General features: G+C 65.4%; 15 protein-coding genes, 1 tRNA gene and 1 pseudogene. 7 read left to right on the top strand and 10 right to left on the bottom strand.

Translation table 11 applies throughout. The features are described from left to right. Positions 1-7 precede the first annotated feature (7 nt). The 5 genes and pseudogenes from A9J21_RS09395 to A9J21_RS32265 all read left to right on the top strand — a co-directional run. Positions 8-835 (top strand): DUF4390 domain-containing protein, encoded by an 828-nt coding sequence (locus A9J21_RS09395; protein WP_066734461.1) that lies wholly within the window; start codon positions 8-10, stop codon positions 833-835. Beyond that, positions 832-3,309, top strand: coding sequence for a PAS domain-containing sensor histidine kinase (locus A9J21_RS09390; RefSeq protein WP_066734459.1), 2,478 nt, complete (start codon positions 832-834; stop codon positions 3,307-3,309). Before A9J21_RS09395 ends, A9J21_RS09390 begins: the two co-directional genes overlap by 4 nt. A gap of 54 nt (positions 3,310-3,363) precedes the next feature. Next, entirely contained in the window at positions 3,364-4,080 is a 717-nt protein-coding gene (locus A9J21_RS09385; protein ID WP_066734457.1) for a response regulator, read from the top strand. A 59-nt stretch (positions 4,081-4,139) separates the two neighbouring features. Beyond that, positions 4,140-4,215: transfer RNA gene (locus tag A9J21_RS09380), tRNA-Phe, on the top strand. A gap of 132 nt (positions 4,216-4,347) precedes the next feature. Continuing rightward, a pseudogene (locus tag A9J21_RS32265) lies at positions 4,348-4,503 on the top strand (helix-turn-helix domain-containing protein); the annotation flags it as partial. 10 nt (positions 4,504-4,513) lie between these two features. Here A9J21_RS32265 and A9J21_RS09375 read toward each other — a convergent pair. The 6 genes from A9J21_RS09375 to A9J21_RS09350 all read right to left on the bottom strand — a co-directional run bounded on the left by A9J21_RS09375 (position 4,514) and on the right by A9J21_RS09350 (position 10,823). Then, complete coding sequence (locus tag A9J21_RS09375) at positions 4,514-5,995, bottom strand: NAD(P)/FAD-dependent oxidoreductase (RefSeq protein WP_066734455.1); 1,482 nt, start codon at positions 5,993-5,995, stop codon at positions 4,514-4,516. A 71-nt stretch (positions 5,996-6,066) separates the two neighbouring features. After that, positions 6,067-6,960, bottom strand: a complete 894-nt coding sequence (locus A9J21_RS09370; RefSeq protein WP_066734453.1) for a patatin-like phospholipase family protein — start codon at positions 6,958-6,960, stop codon at positions 6,067-6,069. 14 nt (positions 6,961-6,974) lie between these two features. Further along, positions 6,975-7,388, bottom strand: a complete 414-nt coding sequence (locus A9J21_RS09365; protein WP_066734450.1) for a PaaI family thioesterase — start codon at positions 7,386-7,388, stop codon at positions 6,975-6,977. A 111-nt stretch (positions 7,389-7,499) separates the two neighbouring features. Further along, complete coding sequence (locus tag A9J21_RS09360) at positions 7,500-9,014, bottom strand: tripartite tricarboxylate transporter permease (protein WP_066734448.1); 1,515 nt, start codon at positions 9,012-9,014, stop codon at positions 7,500-7,502. A gap of 27 nt (positions 9,015-9,041) precedes the next feature. Further along, positions 9,042-9,515, bottom strand: a complete 474-nt coding sequence (locus A9J21_RS09355) for a tripartite tricarboxylate transporter TctB family protein (RefSeq protein WP_066734446.1) — start codon at positions 9,513-9,515, stop codon at positions 9,042-9,044. A 339-nt stretch (positions 9,516-9,854) separates the two neighbouring features. Then, entirely contained in the window at positions 9,855-10,823 is a 969-nt protein-coding gene (locus A9J21_RS09350; protein WP_066734443.1) for a tripartite tricarboxylate transporter substrate binding protein, read from the bottom strand. A 472-nt stretch (positions 10,824-11,295) separates the two neighbouring features. Here A9J21_RS09350 and A9J21_RS09345 point away from each other — a divergent pair, with 472 nt between their 5' ends. Continuing rightward, positions 11,296-11,790, top strand: coding sequence for a hypothetical protein (locus tag A9J21_RS09345; protein ID WP_066734440.1), 495 nt, complete (start codon positions 11,296-11,298; stop codon positions 11,788-11,790). Positions 11,791-11,823: 33 nt separating this feature from the next. Here the strand turns inward: A9J21_RS09345 and A9J21_RS09340 are convergent, their stop codons facing one another. Continuing rightward, complete coding sequence (locus A9J21_RS09340; RefSeq protein ID WP_066734439.1) at positions 11,824-13,656, bottom strand: diguanylate cyclase; 1,833 nt, start codon at positions 13,654-13,656, stop codon at positions 11,824-11,826. Between the two features lie 167 nt (positions 13,657-13,823). Between A9J21_RS09340 and A9J21_RS09335 the strand changes: the two genes are divergently transcribed. Further along, positions 13,824-14,516: an aspartate/glutamate racemase family protein gene (locus A9J21_RS09335; RefSeq protein ID WP_066734437.1), complete on the top strand. Its 693-nt coding sequence runs from the start codon at positions 13,824-13,826 to the stop codon at positions 14,514-14,516. A 62-nt stretch (positions 14,517-14,578) separates the two neighbouring features. On the opposite strand, the gene A9J21_RS09330 is transcribed toward A9J21_RS09335, so the two are convergent. From A9J21_RS09330 to rarD, 3 genes are all read right to left on the bottom strand, one after another. Continuing rightward, positions 14,579-15,775, bottom strand: coding sequence for an MFS transporter (locus A9J21_RS09330; protein ID WP_066734434.1), 1,197 nt, complete (start codon positions 15,773-15,775; stop codon positions 14,579-14,581). Positions 15,776-15,916: 141 nt separating this feature from the next. Beyond that, entirely contained in the window at positions 15,917-17,089 is a 1,173-nt protein-coding gene (gene dinB / locus A9J21_RS09325) for a DNA polymerase IV (RefSeq protein ID WP_066734431.1), read from the bottom strand. A 116-nt stretch (positions 17,090-17,205) separates the two neighbouring features. Further along, positions 17,206-18,111 (bottom strand): EamA family transporter RarD, encoded by a 906-nt coding sequence (rarD, locus tag A9J21_RS09320; RefSeq protein ID WP_066734428.1) that lies wholly within the window; start codon positions 18,109-18,111, stop codon positions 17,206-17,208. Positions 18,112-18,286: the final 175 nt, after the last annotated feature.

Below are 18,286 nucleotides of genomic sequence, written 5' to 3'. Positions count from 1 at the left end.
TCCACCAATGCCGAACCTGCAGCGCCTGCTTGTCCTACGTGCCCCCGGCCGCGCGGTGCGCGAATGGCCGGCAGCACCGCTGGCCGGCATCCTGCGCACGTGGTACGCAACCGCGTTGCTGCTGCTGGCGCTGCTGGTGTACGTGCCCCATGCTGGCGCACAGCTGATTGAAACCACCGAAGCGCGCATCGACTACCAGGACGGCGGCTTCGAGCTGGGCGCATCGTTCGACTTCGATCTGCCGCCCGCGCTCGAAGACGCCCTGCACAAGGGCATCTCGCTCTATTTCGTTGTCGACTTCCAGCTGTCGCGCTCGCGCTGGTACTGGTTCGACGAGAAGCCTGTCAACGCCATGCGATCGGTGCGCCTGTCGTACCAGCCGCTGACGCGCCAATATCGCGTGTCGACCGGCGGCCTGCAGCTGCCGTTCAATCGCCTGAAGAGCGCGCTGCAGTTCATCCAGCAGGTGCGGGGCTGGCGCGTGTTCGAACGCCGGGATGTGAAGGCCGGCGAGACGTATCACGCCGAGACGCGCATGCGGCTGGATCTGTCGCAATTGCCCAAGCCGTTCCAGATCAACGCGGTGAACACGCGCGAATGGAACCTGTCTTCGGAGTGGAAGCGGTTCAACTACACGGTGCCGACCAACCTTGACGCACCGCCGCCGCCTCCGCCCCCGCCACCACCGGTGGCACCGCCCGCGCCGCCGGCCATGCCGGGGTCCGCGCCACCCGCCGCATCGGCACCCTCCGCAGAGTTGCGCGCGCCGTTCGCGCAAACCGTGTCGAACGTGCTGTCGCCCAACCAACTGGTCCAGCCGGCCAGCCAGCCATGAACGGCAATCCGTGGGATAGCCGTTTCCGCCGCGTGCTCTACCGCGTGGTGGTTGGCATCATCGTCTTCCTGGCGCTGGTGCTGGTGGGCCTGCTGGCCGGGGCATCGGCCAATACCGAATTCTTCGATCGCTATTTCACGCTGCTCTTCAAGATCAACCTCGTAGTCGGGGTGTTGCTGGTTTTGACCGTAGGCGCGCTCGCGTTCACGCTGTGGGTGCGATACCGGCGGGGCAAGTTCGGTACGCGGCTGATGAGCAAGCTGGCCGTGTTCTTCGGTGTGGTGGGTGTGCTGCCGGGGGTGCTGATCTACCTGGTGTCGCTGCAGTTCGTCTCCCGCAGCATCGAATCGTGGTTCGACGTGCGCGTGGAAAATGCGCTGGAGGCGGGGCTGAACCTGGGCCGCTCCACCATCGACAGCCAGCTGGCCGATCTGCAGGGCAAGGCGCGGCTCATGGCCGACCAGCTCACGGGCGCGTCGAGCATGGCTACGTCGTTGCAGCTGAACCGGCTGCGCGAGCAGTACGGCATTCAGGAAGCGGCGATCTTCACCGGCAGCGGGCGCGTGCTGGCCACGGCGTCGAGCAGCTACGCCACGCTGGTACCCGATATTCCTTCGGGCGTGCTCGCCGAGCAGGCCCGCATGGCGGGTGGATATGCGGCCGTGGAAGGCGGCTCCGATCCCAGCGGCAGCGACAAGGCGCCAGTCAACCTCGACAGCAGCCATCTGTACCGGATCCGCGTCATCATTCCGCTGGGCCCTGCGCCCACCCAGACCACGGCCGACGAAACGGCACAGGCACCCGTCAGCGCCAGCGCGGCGGCCGCCGCCGCAGCAGCACGGGCCCGCACGCGGCTGGCGCCGCCGGGCAGCCGGTGGGCCGGTTCCGGGCTATCCATCGAGCGTCGCCCCGAGGATGCCCCGGCCACCGGTTTCGGGCTGGTCGGCGACACCGTGCGCGAGGAACGCTACCTGCAGGTGCTGCACCCCGTGCCGGCAGTGCTGGCCCGCAATGCCGACGAAGTGCAGCGCGCCTACCAGGAGTACCAGGAAAAGGCGCTCGGACGCACGGGCCTGCGCAAGATGTACATCGGCACGCTGACGCTGACGCTGTTCCTGGCCGTGTTCATCGCCGTGATGCTCGCGCTGTTGCTGGGCGGCCAGCTTGCCAGGCCGCTGCTGATGCTGCTGCAGGGCACGAAGGAAGTGGCCGAAGGCGACCTCTCGCCCAAGCGCGAACTGAAGAGCCGCGACGAACTGGGCCAGCTGACGCAGCAGTTCAACCAGATGACGCGCCAGCTGTCCGAAGCGCGCATCGCGGTGGAAGACAACCGCGTGGCGCTGGAGCAATCGAAGGCCTATCTGGAAAGCGTGCTGCAGAATCTGACCGCCGGCGTACTGGTGTTCGACCGCCGCTTCACGCTGATCACGGCCAATCCCGGCGCCGAACGGATCTTCCGTCAGCCCTTCGCGGGGGTGCTGGGCCAGCCCGTGGAGCAGATTCCGGGCATGGGCGACTTTGCCGACATCGTGCGCCAGGCATTCTCCGAGCAGACCACGCGCGAGGTGCTGGGCGGCTCGCAGCACTGGCAGAAGCAGATCGAGCTGCCCCAGGGCGACGAAGAACAGCCGCTCACCTTGCTGGTGCGTGGCGCGCACCTGCCGGGCGGCAGCCGTGACGAGCCCGGCTACGTGGTGGTATTCGACGATATTTCCGACGTGATCTCGGCCCAGCGCTCGGTGGCGTGGGGCGAGGTCGCGCGCCGGCTGGCGCATGAAATCAAGAATCCGCTGACGCCGATCCAGCTTTCGGCCGAGCGCCTGCAGATGAAGTTGTCGCCCAAGCTGGAACATGCCGACGCCGAAGTGCTAAAGCGCGGGGCCACTACGATCGTTAACCAGGTAGCGGCAATGAAACGCATGGTGGACGACTTCCGCGACTATGCGCGTACGCCGCCGGCGGTGATGCAGTCACTGGCGCTGAACGCCCTGGCGGCCGAAGTCCTGCATCTGTACGGCATCGACGATCCGGCCGTGCATGAACACCCGGTGATTCATGCGGCGCTGGGCGCGGATCTGCCTGAAATAAAGGGCGATCCGACACAGTTGCGTCAGGTGATCCACAACCTCCTGCAGAATGCGCAGGATGCGGCGGCAGACAACGTGGCGGCCGGTAGGGCGGCGCCCCATATCACTCTGCACACCGAGACTGTAGAATACAAAGATTCCGCCGGCGAAGACCGGCAAGCCGTCAAGTTGTCCATTACGGACAATGGTCCTGGATTCGCGCCACGCATCCTGAGTCGTGCGTTCGAACCGTATGTGACCACGAAAGCCAAGGGTACGGGTCTCGGGCTTGCGATGGTGAAGAAGATCATTGACGAACATGGCGCGCGCATTGAATTGCGCAATCGCATGAACGGTACCGAGATCACGGGAGCACAGATCTCGATCCTGTTCGTTAAACTGGCTTAAATCTTGCGCGCCGGCGCCTCCGGTTAGCGCTGCGGTGGGGTTAAGAGGGGAAGTATGGCAACCATCCTCGTAGTCGATGACGAAATGGGAATCCGGGAACTGCTCTCGGAAATTCTCAGTGACGAAGGACATGTGGTCGAACTTGCGGAAAACGCCCAGAAGGCGCGTGATTTCCGTGCGAACGCCACGCCTGACCTGGTGCTGCTCGATATCTGGATGCCGGATACCGATGGCGTAACGCTGCTCAAGGAATGGTCCGCGCAGGGCTATCTGACGATGCCGGTCATCATGATGTCGGGGCACGCCACGATCGATACCGCCGTGGAAGCCACGAAGATCGGCGCGCTGAATTTCCTTGAAAAGCCTATCGCGCTGCAGAAGCTGCTGTCTGCCGTGGAAGCCGGCCTGGCCCGCGGCATCGAGCGCCCACGCTCCGCGCCCGCCACGGCCGCGCCGCTGACCGCCGCAGGCACACCCGAAGCGGCCACCGCGACTGTTGCTCCGGCCGAGGCACCGGCCGAGGCTGCCACCAATGGCAATCCGTCGCGCGGCGTACCCGAGGGCGAAATGCAGTTCTCGTTCGACATGCCGCTGCGCGAGGCGCGCGACCTGTTCGAACGCGCGTATTTCGAGTACCACCTGGTGCGCGAGCACGGCAGCATGACCCGCGTGGCGGAAAAGACCGGCCTGGAGCGTACCCACCTGTATCGCAAGCTCAAGCAGCTGGGCGTGGAACTGGGCCGCAACAAGCCGGAACCGACCGAACAGTAAGCAGTGGCACAGAAAACGCTTGACGAGGGCCAATCCCCCAGTTATAGTTTCGCTTCTTTGGCCCGGTAGCTCAGTCGGTAGAGCAGAGGATTGAAAATCCTTGTGTCGGCGGTTCGATTCCGTCCCAGGCCACCAGATTCAAGAAAACGGACGCTTCTGCGTCCGTTTTTGCTTTCTGGCGCCGGTTTTCGGCATGCTCGCCTTCCGCCGTCATCTCCCCTCAAAAGCTGCAGCACGCATGCTGCCAGCGACCACTGCCTTCCAGGCATCCCGCATCCGCCGGTACGCGCCTGGCGCGAGCATCTTGGCCTGACGCAGGCCGCCATGGCGGAACGGCTGGGCATTTCGCAATCCGCGTATGCGCAACAGGAGGACCGCGCGACGCTGCGCAAGGCGTCACGCGAGAAGGTGGCCACCCACCTGCGTCCTCTAGTCAGCCGAACAACTCCTCGGCCACGGTTGGATGCAACGGCATGGTGGTCTTCAGGTGCGATGCCTTCGCACCGAGGCGCAGCGCCAGAGCCATCGTCTGGACGATTTCCGGTGCCGCCCCATCCATCAGATGCACGCCAAGCACGCGGCCGCTGCGTGCGTTGAACACGAGTTTGAACACCGACTGCTGCGGCACGCCGCCGAAGCGGCTTTCCAGCGAGACAAAGCGTTTGATCTCGGTGCGGATGCGGTCGGCCTTGCCGCCGGCTTCCTCGACGGCCTGGGCCTCGGTCAGTCCCACCGCGCCAATTGCGGGCTCGCAGAACACAGCCGTGGGCAGGAAATCGAAGTCCGCCATGTCCCCGCGCCTGCCGAATAGCCGATCGGCCAGCCAGCGGCCTTGTGCAATGGCTACCGGCGTCAGGTGTACGTTGTCGGCCATGCAATCGCCGATGGCGTGAATCGATCGCACGTTGCTGCGGAACTGCCTGTCCACCTTGATGCCGCCCTTGTCGTCGCGCTTTACGCCAAGTTCATCAAGACCCAGTCCATCGACATTCGGCTTGCGGCCGATTGCCGCCAGCACCGCCTGCGTGCGCACGGTCTGCGTGCGGCCACGATTGTCTTCCTGCGTGTAGCAAACGTCGAACGCTCCATTCGACTGCGACACCATTGTGACCTCTGTGCGGAAATGTATGCGTATACCCTTGGCAATCAGCGCTTGAGCAAGCGCGCCGGCGATATCGTGGTCGAATTTCGGCAGCAGCCGGTCTTCGCGCACCAGCAGATCCACCTTTACGCCATAACGTGACAGGATCGACGCCATCTCCACGGCGATATAGCCGCCGCCGATCACCACAATCGAAGCGGGCAAGGTCTGCCACGTGAACACGTCGTCCGAAGAACTGACCAGTTCGCCGCCCGGTACCGGCAGGTCGATGGGGCTGGCGCCCGTGGCGATCAGCGTCTTGCCGGCGCGAATGACTTCATTGCCCACGACGACATCGCCGCGCTCGTTGAATTGCGCCTCGCCGTGCCAGATTTCCACGCCGGCCTCGTTGAGCCGCTGCTTGTACGACGCATTGAGCCGCGCCACCTCGGCATTCACGCGCACGATGGCATCGCGCCAGTCTTCCTTGCCGCCCGTGTGCGACAGGCACGTGGAAAGGATCGACGCCCATCCTGCGCCATACGACAGCATTTTCTTGGGCACGCAACCGCGATTGACACAGGTGCCGCCAATGGCATCGCGCTCCACCAGGATCACGCGGGCGCCGTGTGACGCGGCACGGCGCGCGGCAGCCACGCCACCCGAGCCCGCGCCAATCACCACGAAGTCGACTTCGCGCGCCTTGGGCCGCACATCACGCTTGCGCGGCACGCGCTCGACAACGGGTTCGGCGCTGGCCTCGCTGGCGCGCCGCCGTGTCTTCACGGTCCTTGCCTGGGTCGCGGTCTCGGTTGATGCCTGACGCTTTGTCATTCAATCCTCCTTGCCTGCGCGGCAATATCGCCGCATGCCAAACAATCGACCGGCGCCGCGTGGCGCTTTTGCTATGACGCCGGCAACAGGTCCTGCTGGATCGCGGGCCAGTCGCGCAGGAATTGCTCCGCGTCGCGCCGGCCCAGGTCGTACGCATGCGTCATGGCCTCGGGCTTGGTGTAGTCCCAGCTCGAAATCGGCACGCGTTGTGACGGTTGCAGATACAGGCGGCGCTGGCCGCCCGTATCAATGATGAAGCGGCGCGGCCGCGGATATAGCCGCGTCACCAGCACCAGAACATTGCCCGGCGTGGTATCGAGCGCGTCGACCGGCACGTTGTCGACCAGGCCGCCGTCGAGCACCGCGTGACCATTGCGGCGCAACACCGGCGTAAAGGGCGGCGTCGACGCCGATTGCAATAGCAGATCGGCCAGATCCTCGGGCGATCCGCAGTCCTGCGCCAGCACGAATTCGGGATGGAAGCCCAGCTTGCGGCCCAACCGCGGATGCAGCGTCTTCAGCAGGTGCTTGTCGATGTTGTACGCCAGCAAGCCCGCCGCCACGGCCAGGCGCGGGCCGGTCCAGCGCGGGATATGGGCCACGCCGATACGGATCTCGGGCGCCTGCTGCAGCCGGTGCAGGCGGTTATCGCCAAACAGCGAGAGCAGGGCGTTGCGATAGATGCCGTAGTGCGGAAACACGCGTTCACGCCGCAGCAGGTTGCCCCAGTACGCGTTGCGTGAATTGTTCGCCAGCACGTCGCGGTAGTAGGCCATGGTCTGGTGCGAATCGTGCGCGTAGACCATGCACGCCGTGGCGGCGCCTGCCGAGATGCCGGCAATGATGCGCGGGCGCAGGTGCAGTTCTGGCGCCACGGTGTCCCACCATCCGGCCTGCCACCAGCAGCGGTTGCCGCCGCCGGCAAAGACGATCTGGTCGAACGGTTGGGGATGGGACGCCGGCATCGTGGTCGCGGATTTCAAAGCAGTGCGTAGGTAGTGGTGGCCTGCACCGCGAGCCTGCCGTCCTGGCCGGCCAGTTCGATCTCGCCGAAGACCACGGTCTTTCCCAGGCGCAGCACATTGGCGCGCACCAGCACATCGCCGTCGATCACGGGGCGCATGAAGTTGGTGGTCAGTGTGACTGTGGTCATCGGGCGGAATTCGCCCAGGGCGGCGGAGATGGCGACGATCATCGCGGTATCGGCAGCGGACATCAGCACCTGTCCGCAGACCACACCGCCTGCATGGCGAAACGCTGGCTGGAAGGGCAGGCGCAGCGTCACGCCCGAGGCATCCACGGCCTCGGCCCGCAGGCCAAGCTGGCGCACCCAGGGCGCCAGCACGCGTTCGAGCGTGGCATCGATATCCGCGATGGTGAAAGTGGCAGGCACGTCCCGGTCTCCTCGGCGCGCGGCATGTTGTTTGCGCCAATGATACAGGGGGCCGGGAGATGTGGCTCCCCTCTCCCAGGAAGTGGGCGAGGGGAGAAGCCAGCCATGGCCTTATGCCGCGTTGTCCGCCTCGGCGCGTGCCGTCGATCGGTTGGCGTGCCAGCGCAGCACGCGCGGCACCACCACCACGGCCACCGTCATGGCCAGGATCGTGGCCGAGATCGGTTGCTTGATGAACAGGCTCCAGTCGCCCTGTCCAATCGACAGCGCGTTGCGCAGCTGCTTCTCGGCCATCGGCCCCAGGATCAGGCCAACGATCACCGGCGCGGTCGGGAAGTCAAAACGGCGCATCGCCATGCCCAGCAAGCCGATCACGAACAGCAGGAGCAGGTCGAACCACGACTGGCGGATGCCGTACGCACCCAGGCCCGCGAAGATCAGGATGCCGCCGTACAGCAGCGGGGTGGGCACGCGCAGCATGCGCACCCACAGGCCGATGGCCGGCAGGTTCAGCACCAGCAGCATCACGTTGCCGATGTACAGCGACGCAAGCAGGCCCCACACCAGGTCGCCCGAGGTCTGGAACAGCATCGGGCCCGGCTGCAGGTTGTAGTTCTGGAACGCCGCCAGCAGGATGGCCGTGGTGTTCGACGTGGGGATGCCCAGCGTCAGCAGCGGGGCCAGCGTGGCGGTCACGGCCGCGTTGTTGGCGGCTTCGGGGCCGGCCACGCCTTCGATGGCACCCACCTTGCCGAATTCTTCCTTGTGGTTCGAGAACTTCTTCTCGGTGGCATATGACAGGAACGTCGGGATCTCGGCGCCGCCGGCCGGGATCAGCCCGAACGGAAAGCCGATGACCGTGCCGCGAATCCACGCCGGCACCGACCGCTTCCAGTCCGACTTGTTCATGTGCACCGAGCTGAGCTTGTTGAACGAGCCCTCCGGCTGGGGGAAGAACGCGTTGAACAGCGCCTCGCCCACCGCGAACAGGCCCACGGCCACCACGACGATATCCACGCCGTCGTACAGCTCCTGGATGTTCATCGAATAGCGCGTCTGGCCCGACAGCGAGTCCATGCCGATCAGGCCGATGCCCAGGCCCAGGAACAGGCTGGTCATGCCGCGCAGCAGCGACGAACCCAGCACGGCCGACACCGTGGTGAAGGCCAGCAGCATGATCATGAAGTACTCGCCCGGCCCGAACTGCAGCGCGACGTCGGCCGCCACCGGGGCGAACATCGACAGCAGCACCGTGGCGATCGTGCCGGCCACGAACGAGCCAATCGCGGCGGTTGCCAGCGCGGGGCCCGCACGGCCATTCTTGGCCATCAGGTTGCCTTCCATCGCGGTAACCATCGTCGACGATTCGCCCGGCGTATTCATCAGGATCGACGTGGTCGACCCGCCGTACATGGCGCCATAGTAGATGCCGGCGAACATGATCAGCGCGGCGGTGGGTTCCACCTTGGCCGTCAGCGGCAACAGCATCGCCACGGTCAGGGCCGGGCCGATACCGGGCAGCACGCCGATGGCGGTGCCCAGGAAGCAGCCCACGAGGGCCCACATCAGGTTCAGCGGCGTGATGGCAACGGCAAAGCCGTGCATCAGCTGGTTCAGGGTATCCATGTCAGTGTCTCTCCCGTAGGGCGTGGATCAGAAGCCCGCGACGGGCAGCAGCGGCAGGTTGATGCCGAGCAGGAAATCGAACAGCGCCCACATCGGCAGCGTCAGCGCCAGGCCGATCAGCGCATCGCGCACGATGCGGCGGCTGCCGTAGCCGCGCGCCACGCACACCATCATCAGCGTGGACGAGAACACGAAGCCCAGCGTGCCGATCAGCGCCATATTGGCAACCAGGCCGGCGGCCACCCACAGGAAGCCCTTGAAGTTGTGCGGTGCCGACGGCAGCTCGGCATCCTCCTCGGGCATGTTCCTGAAGCCGCCGCGCACGCCCTGCCACAGCAGCAGCACGCCGCAGACAGCCAGGCCGATGGCCACCAGCGTGGGCACGAAGCGCGGCGACAGGCCGGCATAGCCCTCGTCGCCGGAAATGCCCGGTATGCCGGCGAAGAAGAACACGGACAACGCCAGGATGGCGACGCCGATCGATACGTGGGATGGTTTCATGGTGGGGCTCTCGGATGGTCCTGCCACCCGCGCGGTCACGGGGCCCGGTGACGTTATTGGTCTCGTTTTCGGTGTTGCGCAGGTGATGGCGGCACCGGGGCCCCGCGCCGTCCTCCGTGCGCGCCGATCATGGATCGGCAGCCGGGCGGGAACGACAGGGTGAAGCAAACTTCCGCGACTCGGGTTACGACTTTCCGTACTGCTGTCTCGTACTACGCTCTCGTACTTCTACTAATTCTTCCACTGCATCGGCGGCGACTACCACCGGCTGCCGAAAGGCGGGACCGGCGCTGCATGGCCGATATACGGCGTGGCCTGCGCCCGGTCCCTGGCGGCGTCTTACTTGGCTACGCCCAGTTCACGCAGCGTGGCGCCCAGGCGCGTGGATTCGGCTTCCACGAACTTGCCGAACTCGTCGCCGGTCAGCAGGAACGGCGTCCAGTCATTCTTCTGCAGCGCGTCCTTCCAGACCTGGTTCTCGGTGCCCTTCACCACGGCGTCGATCAGGGCCTTGCGCTGCTCGGCACTGATGCCGGGCGCGCCGTACACACCGCGCCAGTTGTAGATCTCGACGTTCACGCCCTGTTCCTTCAGGGTCGGGATATCGGCGGTGCGGTCCTTCGACGTCACGGCCAGCGCGCGCATCTTGCCCGTCTTGATGAACGGCAGGAATTCCGACACGCCGGCAATGCCCACGGTCACGTGACCACCCAGGATCGACGCCGAGGCCTCGCCACCGCCCTGGAACGGCACGTAGTTGATCTTCTTCGGATCGACGCCGATATCCTTGGCGATCAGGCCGGCCAGGATGTGGTCGATCGAACCTTTCGAGCCGCCGCCCCAGCTGACGCTGCCCGGATTGGCCTTGAGCTGCGTGGTCAGGTCCTTCATGGACTTGATCGGCGAGCTGGCCGGCACCGTGATCACCATGGTATCGGCGAACAGGCGCGCGATCGGCGTGGCGTTCTTGAGCGTTACCGGCGGGTGATTGGTCTCGATGGCACCAACCATCACGGCGCCCGTCACGACCAGCGCGTTCGGGTTGCCCTTGTCGCTGTTCACAAACTGCGTCAGGCCGATGGTGCCGCCCGCGCCGCCCTTGTTGTCATACGAAGCCGACTTGGCCGTACCAGCTGCCACCATGGCCGCGCCGATCGAGCGGCCGGTCTGGTCGTAGCCGCCGCCGGGGTTGGCGCCGATCATCACCTTGAGGTTGTCGACGGCATAGGCCGGAGCGGCCACCACGGCAGCAGCCAGCGCGGCCGATGCGGCGAAGACATGGGTAAAGCGGGCAAGCGTGCGAGGCATCGCGTGTCTCCTGTCTTATTGGAATGTTGGTTGTGCTTTTAAGTGTCTGGCCATTGACTGCAGTCCCTTGAAGACAGAGCAGTAGCCATGGCCCGAATTCTAGAAGCGGGAAACTGTCAAAACCCTGTCAAAACGTCTGCCTGAAGCTCGGGGTTTACGTGGTGTTGTCTGCTTTGTCTGCGTTGTCTTATGGCCCGCCCGAGCGCCTCGCCTGTCGTTTTTTGGCATCGTTGCATCTGCCAGATCAGATCTGCACATCTTTGACTTGGCTCAGGTCGGACATCTCACTACGATTTGATTCAGTTGCCTGCCGCACTGACAGCTTCGCGCAGCAGCCGCGGCACGGCAGCCAGAAACAATGAAGAACAGATGACATGGACCCGCGCACAACGAGGCGCTGGCCGATTCGGGATATCCGGTTTTTTTTCGGTTTTCGGGTGAAGTGACAAAAAAGAAGTCTCAGGGGTCAATCATGGATACAACGATCAAGGCGGCCGACGCCTGGCCGCCGGAACTCGACGCGGGCGCCGATCGCGGCCTGTGGAAAAGCACGGTTGCCGCCGCCAACCAGGCGCTGGAAGCCGCCAAGGGGATGCAGGCGGCCGTAGGGCAGACGCTCAAGCTGCAACACAAGATCATGGCGCTGCGCGACGAACTGCATCGCGCCGAGGCCGAGCGCGACATGTATCGCGACCTGCATGCGCGTACTGTCGACGAACTCAATCACACACTGGACCTGAGCCCTGCCGAATGGCAGCGCCTGCGCGCCGACAACGAGACGCTGCAGATCCGGCATCGCGCCTACAAACTGCTGGTGCAACACTACGCGCGTGCCGGCACGCCGATCGACCCCGCCACATTCGCCGAGCAGCGCAGCCGTGTGCAGCAGCACATCCTGTTCCAGCGTCGCAAAGGCATTCCAGTGTCGGTCATCACGGCCGACGACATCGCTTTCCTGTTGCGCTGACCGCGTCATCGGAGGAGACGTCCATGAACTGCCTTATCCCTGGACAGTTTGCGCCACAGTATTGCCGGCCGGCGCATCAGCCGCGCATACCTGGTTACGGCCCGCCTGCTTGGCGGCATATAGACGGCGGTCGGCCATCGCCAACATGGCATCGAGTGTCTGGCAATCGTCGCTCACGGCTTCTGCGACGCCAATCGATACAGTGAAGTGAATGCGTCCGTCGCCCTCGCCAGACGGCGGCGCATCGGGTGCCGGTGCCACCGGCGTGTCCTGCACGGCGGCACGCAGCCGTTCGGCCGTTGCCACGGCATCGGCCAGCGTGGTCTGCGGCATTAGCACCGCGAATTCCTCGCCGCCAAGGCGGGCGGGCAGGTCTGCCTCGCGCAGGTTCCGGCGCAGCACGCCGGCCACCGCCACCAGCACGTTGTCGCCGCTGGCATGGCCCCATCGGTCGTTGACGCGCTTGAAGTAATCGATGTCGAGCATCAGCATCGAAAACGGCGCGCCTGAAGAGGCATCCGGCGGGGCGGCATTGGGGTCGCCAATGGCTCCGTCGCCGTTCCCCCCGCCTGACCCCGACTCGCGCCGTCGCCGTGCCGATTCCCTGCCGAACGCCTCGCCGAAGTGCCGGCGATTCGCCAGCCCGGTGAGCGGGTCGGTCTCGGCGAGCCGCTGCAGCATCTCGCCGGCCTCCACGTAATGCCGGAAAAGCAGGGTCACCACCCGCAGCGTTACAAACATCAGAAGCGGCAGGGCCAGCCAGATAGACAACAGCGGCGCGCTGGTACGTTGCAGGACCGCGCGCCACACATCGCCGTCGCTGAAAGACTCCACCAGCAGCCACGTACCGCGCTGCCCCACCGGCTGATAGATCAGATATTGTCCATCCACGTGCCGGATACCGGCCCCTGTGCCAAACAGTTCCTGCACTGGAAGGCTGCGCCAGGCGGGGTCCACATCATCGGGCCAGCGCATATCGATGCGGACGGTGTGCTGGCTCGACGCGATGATGCCGCCGCGATAGTCCATCAGATACCGCGTGGTGCCGGCGTCGTCCGGCACGCCGATAAGATCGCGCAGGCGCCAAAGTTCCACGTCGACGGCTACCACGCCGCGAAAGCGGTCGGCCACGTAGACCGGAATGCTCAGCGTGGTGCGCAGTTGCGTGCTTTCGAACTGCGTGTACACACGCGTCCAGCGAATCTCGCGGGAGCTGTCGCGCTCGGGCAGCACGTCGCGGTAATACGAGATATCGCTGAACCGCCTGAAGAGTGCCGGCGCCTTGTCCGGCGGGAGCGGGGGATAGGTGACGTAAAGCCCGTTGCTGGAGATATAGCTCACCGTGCCGTCGGCATCCTTGCCATCGCGCAGGCGCAGGCTCAGGCCGAGCACATGGCTCAGTTGCCGCGCGGCGTAGAGGTCGGCGCGCAGATCGGCATCGCGGCGATCGAAACCTTCAAGTTCGTCGAGCAGCGCTGGCGCCGCACCGACCACCGGTGCATCGCCGAGCGGCACCTCCATTTGCCAGACGGGGTCATTGCGCTGGGCAAAGGCGCGCTCCACGGCCGGATCGGTCGGTGCCACGCCACTGTCGTAGAGGGTGATCAATTGCTGCGCGTAGTCGCGCACAAAGACCAGCTTGGAGCGTTCGGCGGCAAATACCGCTTCGCCCCCCAGTGCGCGCAATGTCAGGTCGTGCTGGCGCGATGACAGGACACGGTCGCGCAACAGGTACAGGTCGCGCGCGCCGACGATCAGCATCAGCAGCATCGCCAGGCCGAAGCCGACGATCACCACGCGCTGCGGGTGCATCAGCGCCGCGCGCGGCAGCCAGCGCGGCCGCGGCAGCAGTTTGCGCCATGACATCGAACGTCTCCCCGGCAAGGCCCGCCCAGAGGCGGGTAGTGAAACGGCGACTTTCGCCTGCAATATCGACGGCGGGACACGCCACGGTGTGGCGCGCCGGCTCAGTGTAGTGCAGCCGCGTGGCGCGTGCCATCATGAAAGCCTGCCAATCATCAAGGAGCGTTCTCATGCCACAGCACATCGGCATCGCGGCCTGTTCCGCCGAAGGGGCGGCACTGTGCTATCGCACGATCTGCATGGAAGGCGCCGGCCACCTCGGCGCGCACGGACATCCGGAAATTACGATGCATACGCCGTCGCTTTCCGCCTATGTGGCATGCCTCGATCGTGGCGACCTCCAGGGCGTGGCGAACCTGATGCTGCGCTCGGCGTACAAGCTGGCGGCAGCCGGCGCCGATTTCGTGATCTGCCCCGACAACACGATCCATGCGGCGATGGGCCTGGTGCTGCCGACGTCGCCGCTGCCATGGCTTTCCATCGCCGACGTGGTGGCCGACGCCGCCCTGGAACGCGGCTTCCATCGGCTGGGCATCACCGGCACGCGATGGCTGGTGGACAGCGAGGTCTATCCGGCGGCGCTGGCCGAACGCGGGCTTGCAGCGGTGCGGCCCCCGGTGGAAGACCGCGCGGTGATCGACCACGTGATCATGAACCAGCTGGTGCCTGGTATCGCCACGCCGGAAGGGGTAGCCACGTTCCAGCGCGTGATCGACGGCCTGCGCGACAGCGGTTGCGACGCAGTGGTGCTGGGCTGCACCGAGATTCCACTGATCATTGACGATGGCAATTCGTCATTGCCGACGCTCGACTCCACGCGCCTGCTGGCGCGCGCGGCATTGCGCCGCGCGGTAGCGTCATAGCCGAAACTTCAATCTTTGCGGCCGCGACAGGCAGGCCAGGCCAGGCCGTCAGAATTGGCCGATCAACGACGTTCCGTACGGAAGTACAGCAGCGCGGCGGCGGGCAGGGCAAAGCCAATCCAGCTTGCCAGCGGCCAGCCCGCGCGCGCATAGGCCCAGGCGCCCACCGACGAGCCGATGGCACCGCCCACGAAGAAGATGGCCATGTAGAGGCCATTCAGGCGGCTGCGATGTTCGTCGGACAGCGAAAAAATTGCGCGCTGGCCGATCACCAGGTTGGTCGACACCGCGAAGTCGAGCAGCACGGCGGCCACCGTCAGCGACAGCAACGACAGTAGCGAGCCTTCCGCACCGACCCGGCTCAGCAGGAACGATCCCGCACCCAGCGCAAGCGCCAGCGCGGTCATCTGCCGGCTGTGGCCACGGTCGGCGTAGCGGCCCGCCATGGGCGCGGCAATCGCCCCGGCCACGCCCACCAGCGCAAAGATGGCGATGCCGGTTTGCGACATGTGGAAGGCTGGCCCGGCCAGGTACAGCGGCGTGGTGGTCCAGAACAGGCTGAACACGCCGAACATGGCGGCCTGGTAGGCGGCGCGGCGGCGCAGCACCGGCTGGGTACGCAGCAGATGGCGCATCGAGCCAAGCATCTGGATGTAGTTGACGCCCGGCGCAGGCTGGCGCTGCGGCAGCTTGCGCGCCAGCACGATGCCAAGCAGCACCATCGCCACGGCCGACGCCGCGAAGATCGTGTGCCAGCCGAACAGGTCCGACACCAGGCTCGATACCGGACGCGCCAGCATGATGCCCATCAGCAGTCCGCTGGTGACATTGCCGACCGCCCGGCCGCGCGCATGTTCGGGTGCCAGGTGCGCCGCAAACGGCACCAGCACCTGCACCGCCACCGAGCACAGCCCGATCGCGCAGCCCGCCACCAGGAACACGCCAGCATGCGTGGCCAGCGCAGCCGCCAGCAGGGCCACCGCGCAGCCGCCCACCAGCGTCAGCACAAGCTTGCGGTTCTCGACGATATCGCCCAGCGGCACCAGCAGCAGCAGGCCAACGCAGTAGCCGATCTGGATCAGCGTCACGATCAGGCCGGCGATTTCCGGCGACAGCTGCAGCGCGCGCGCAATCGGCCCGACCAGCGGCTGCGCGTAGTACAGGTTGGCGACGATCATGCCGCAGGCCACGGCCAGCAAGGGCGTGATCCAGGCGGCAGGGGCGGCGGTACGTTGGGCGGTGGCGGCGGATGTGCTCATGGGGCGCGCGTGTGGCAAATCTGGGGCGGAAGCAGGGCGAAGAGCTGAGGGGCACTCTCCCTGCGCCCGTCGAAGCCGCCGATTCTACCGGGAGATAGATAGGGCCGTATGACGTGGGGGCTTTGGGCGGCAGCGTGCCGCTCAGCCCTCCGCCTCGTCGTCGAAGCGGAATTCTTCCTGCACCGGAGCCGGATCGTCGCCCTGCTCGGCGGCCGGCAGCAGGGCGCTGACGCGCACGCCCAGCAGCCGGATGCGTCGCTCCAGCGGAATGCGCTTCAGGCACTCGGTGGCACCGCGCCGGATCATCGCGCCATCGGCAGTGTGGGCTGTCATCGTCAGGTCGCGCGTGACGGTGTGGAAATCGTCAAAGCGCAGCTTGATGCCCACCGTGCGCCCCACATATCCCTTGCGCCGCAGGTCGTCGGCCACCCGCATGCACAGCCTGGTGAACTGTTCCGACAGCACGGGGCGGTCGGTACGGGGATGCAGGTCACGTTCGAACGTGGTTTCGCGGCTCATCGACTTGGGCTCGGAACTGACCACCACCTGGCGATCGTCGCGGCCATGGGCCACTTCCACCAGCCAGCCTGCGTAGTTGCGGCCGAAATGGGCCTGCAGCAGCGCGAGATCGGCTTCGGCCAGGTCTCCCACCGTGTCGATGCCGAGGCCCTGCAGCTTCTCGGCCGCCTTGGGCCCGATGCCGTTGACCTTGCGCGCGGCCAGCGGCCAGATGCGCGTGGGGATATCGGCAGGCGTCAGGATGGTCAGCCCGTCGGGCTTGTCGAGTTCGGAGCCGATCTTGGCCAGCAGCTTGTTCGGTGCCACGCAGATCGAGCAGGTCAAACCCGTGGCGTCGTGAACGGCGGCCTTGATACGGCCGGCCACGTCGTGCGGCGCGCCTTCTATATCAGTCAGATCGATATATATCTCATCGATTCCGCGATCTTCTATTTGTCCGGTGAATGCTCTGACTGCCGCCTTGAACAGTCCGGAGTAGCGACGGTAGGCGTCGAAGTCTGTGGGCAACAGAATCGCGTCGGGTGCCAGCTTCGCGGCCTTCATCATGCCCATGGCCGAAAAAACGCCCAGGGCACGGGCCTCGTAGGTGGATGTGGTGACCACGCCCCGGCCCACATAGTCGCGCAGGCGCGCATAGCGGCGCGATCCGTCTGGCAGCACCTCCGGCACCGCATTGCGGCCGCCGCCGATCACCACTGCCTGCCCGCGCAGGTCCGGATAGCGCAGCAGTTCCACCGAAGCGTAGAACGCGTCCATATCGAGATGGGCAATGCGCCGGGAGGCGTTCGGGGGCATGGCTGAGGAAAGGGAATCGATACTGTATAAACGTACAGTATAGTGTGGCGACCTTGTTTCCGGAATAGGGGCCGGCCACCACAGTTATTCACATGACAGATGATTGCTGCATATTTTTATGCAGGCTCATTTTTCGTATCGATGGATCTCTTGCTGGTGAACCGGCTGACCAGCAGACCCTCGCTCGCGTAGATCGCCAGCGAGATCCAGATCAGCGCATAGCCAATCTGCTTCTGCGCCGGAAACGGTTCGTGGTAGAGCCAGATGCCCAGCCCCAGCTGGATCGTCGGCCCCGCATACTGCAGCAGGCCAAGCAGCGACAGCGGAATGCGGCGGGCGCCGGCGGCAAAGAACAGCAGCGGCACCGCCGTGACAGGACCGGCCAGCAGCAGCAGGATCTGCGTACCCGTCGCTGCGCTGCGTGTGGTGTCGTGCCCGGTCAGTACCAGGAAACCCAGGGCCGCCGCTGCCAGCGGGAACAGGATCAACGTTTCCAGCGACAGGCCTTCCAGCGCGCCTAGCGCACCGGTCTTGCGCAGCAGGCCATAGCCACCAAACGATGCCGCCAGCCCCAGCGCGATCCACGGCAGTTGTCCCGCCGACCATGTCAGCCAGAGCACGCCAGCGGCCGCAATGGCGATCGACAGCCACTGCACCGGACGCAGCCGCTCGTGCAGCAGCAGTACGCCCAGCAGCACGCTGAACAGCGGGTTGATGAAGTATCCAAGGCTGGCATCCACCACGCGGTCGGCCGACACCGCCCAGATATAGAGGAACCAGTTGCAGCACAGCAGCCCGGCACTGGCCGCGAAGTTCAGGATCAGGCGCGGATTTGCCGCCACTTCGCGCAGCCAGCCGAAGTGCCGGCGCCACAGCAATATTGCGCCCAGGAATACCAGCGACCACACCATGCGGTGCAGCAGGATTTCCAGCGGCGCCACGCCGTGCAGGGACTTGATGTAGAGGGGCAGCAGGCCCCAGACGATGTACGCCAGCAGGGCGTAGAAAATGCCGAGTTGCATGGGAATGTCCCGGGTAGAAGTCCGGTTGTGGGGCGGATTCTACCGGGGTGTGGACCAACGCGTGGCGCCATGAAAAAACCCGGCCGAAGCCGTAATGCCGTTCAGTTAAGGTCTCGATTGAGGAATCGAACGGGATAGCGTGAAGGGCGGGACTTAACGACCCGGTCGCATGAGC

The sequence above is a fragment of the Cupriavidus sp. D384 genome (assembly GCF_001652915.1).
Lineage (GTDB): Bacteria > Pseudomonadota > Gammaproteobacteria > Burkholderiales > Burkholderiaceae > Cupriavidus.
This window is presented reverse-complemented; position numbering and strand designations above follow the sequence as displayed.

Coding starts and splice junctions, on each gene's coding strand:
- A9J21_RS09395 (WP_066734461.1), top strand. CDS start 8: ATGCCGAACCTGCAGCGCCTGCTTGTCCTACGTGCCCCCGGCCGCGCG.
- A9J21_RS09390 (WP_066734459.1), top strand. CDS start 832: ATGAACGGCAATCCGTGGGATAGCCGTTTCCGCCGCGTGCTCTACCGC.
- A9J21_RS09385 (WP_066734457.1), top strand. CDS start 3,364: ATGGCAACCATCCTCGTAGTCGATGACGAAATGGGAATCCGGGAACTG.
- A9J21_RS09375 (WP_066734455.1), bottom strand. CDS start 5,995: ATGACAAAGCGTCAGGCATCAACCGAGACCGCGACCCAGGCAAGGACC.
- A9J21_RS09370 (WP_066734453.1), bottom strand. CDS start 6,960: ATGCCGGCGTCCCATCCCCAACCGTTCGACCAGATCGTCTTTGCCGGC.
- A9J21_RS09360 (WP_066734448.1), bottom strand. CDS start 9,014: ATGGATACCCTGAACCAGCTGATGCACGGCTTTGCCGTTGCCATCACG.
- A9J21_RS09355 (WP_066734446.1), bottom strand. CDS start 9,515: ATGAAACCATCCCACGTATCGATCGGCGTCGCCATCCTGGCGTTGTCC.
- A9J21_RS09350 (WP_066734443.1), bottom strand. CDS start 10,823: ATGCCTCGCACGCTTGCCCGCTTTACCCATGTCTTCGCCGCATCGGCC.
- A9J21_RS09345 (WP_066734440.1), top strand. CDS start 11,296: ATGGATACAACGATCAAGGCGGCCGACGCCTGGCCGCCGGAACTCGAC.
- A9J21_RS09340 (WP_066734439.1), bottom strand. CDS start 13,656: ATGTCATGGCGCAAACTGCTGCCGCGGCCGCGCTGGCTGCCGCGCGCG.
- A9J21_RS09335 (WP_066734437.1), top strand. CDS start 13,824: ATGCCACAGCACATCGGCATCGCGGCCTGTTCCGCCGAAGGGGCGGCA.
- A9J21_RS09330 (WP_066734434.1), bottom strand. CDS start 15,775: ATGAGCACATCCGCCGCCACCGCCCAACGTACCGCCGCCCCTGCCGCC.
- dinB (WP_066734431.1), bottom strand. CDS start 17,089: ATGCCCCCGAACGCCTCCCGGCGCATTGCCCATCTCGATATGGACGCG.
- rarD (WP_066734428.1), bottom strand. CDS start 18,111: ATGCAACTCGGCATTTTCTACGCCCTGCTGGCGTACATCGTCTGGGGC.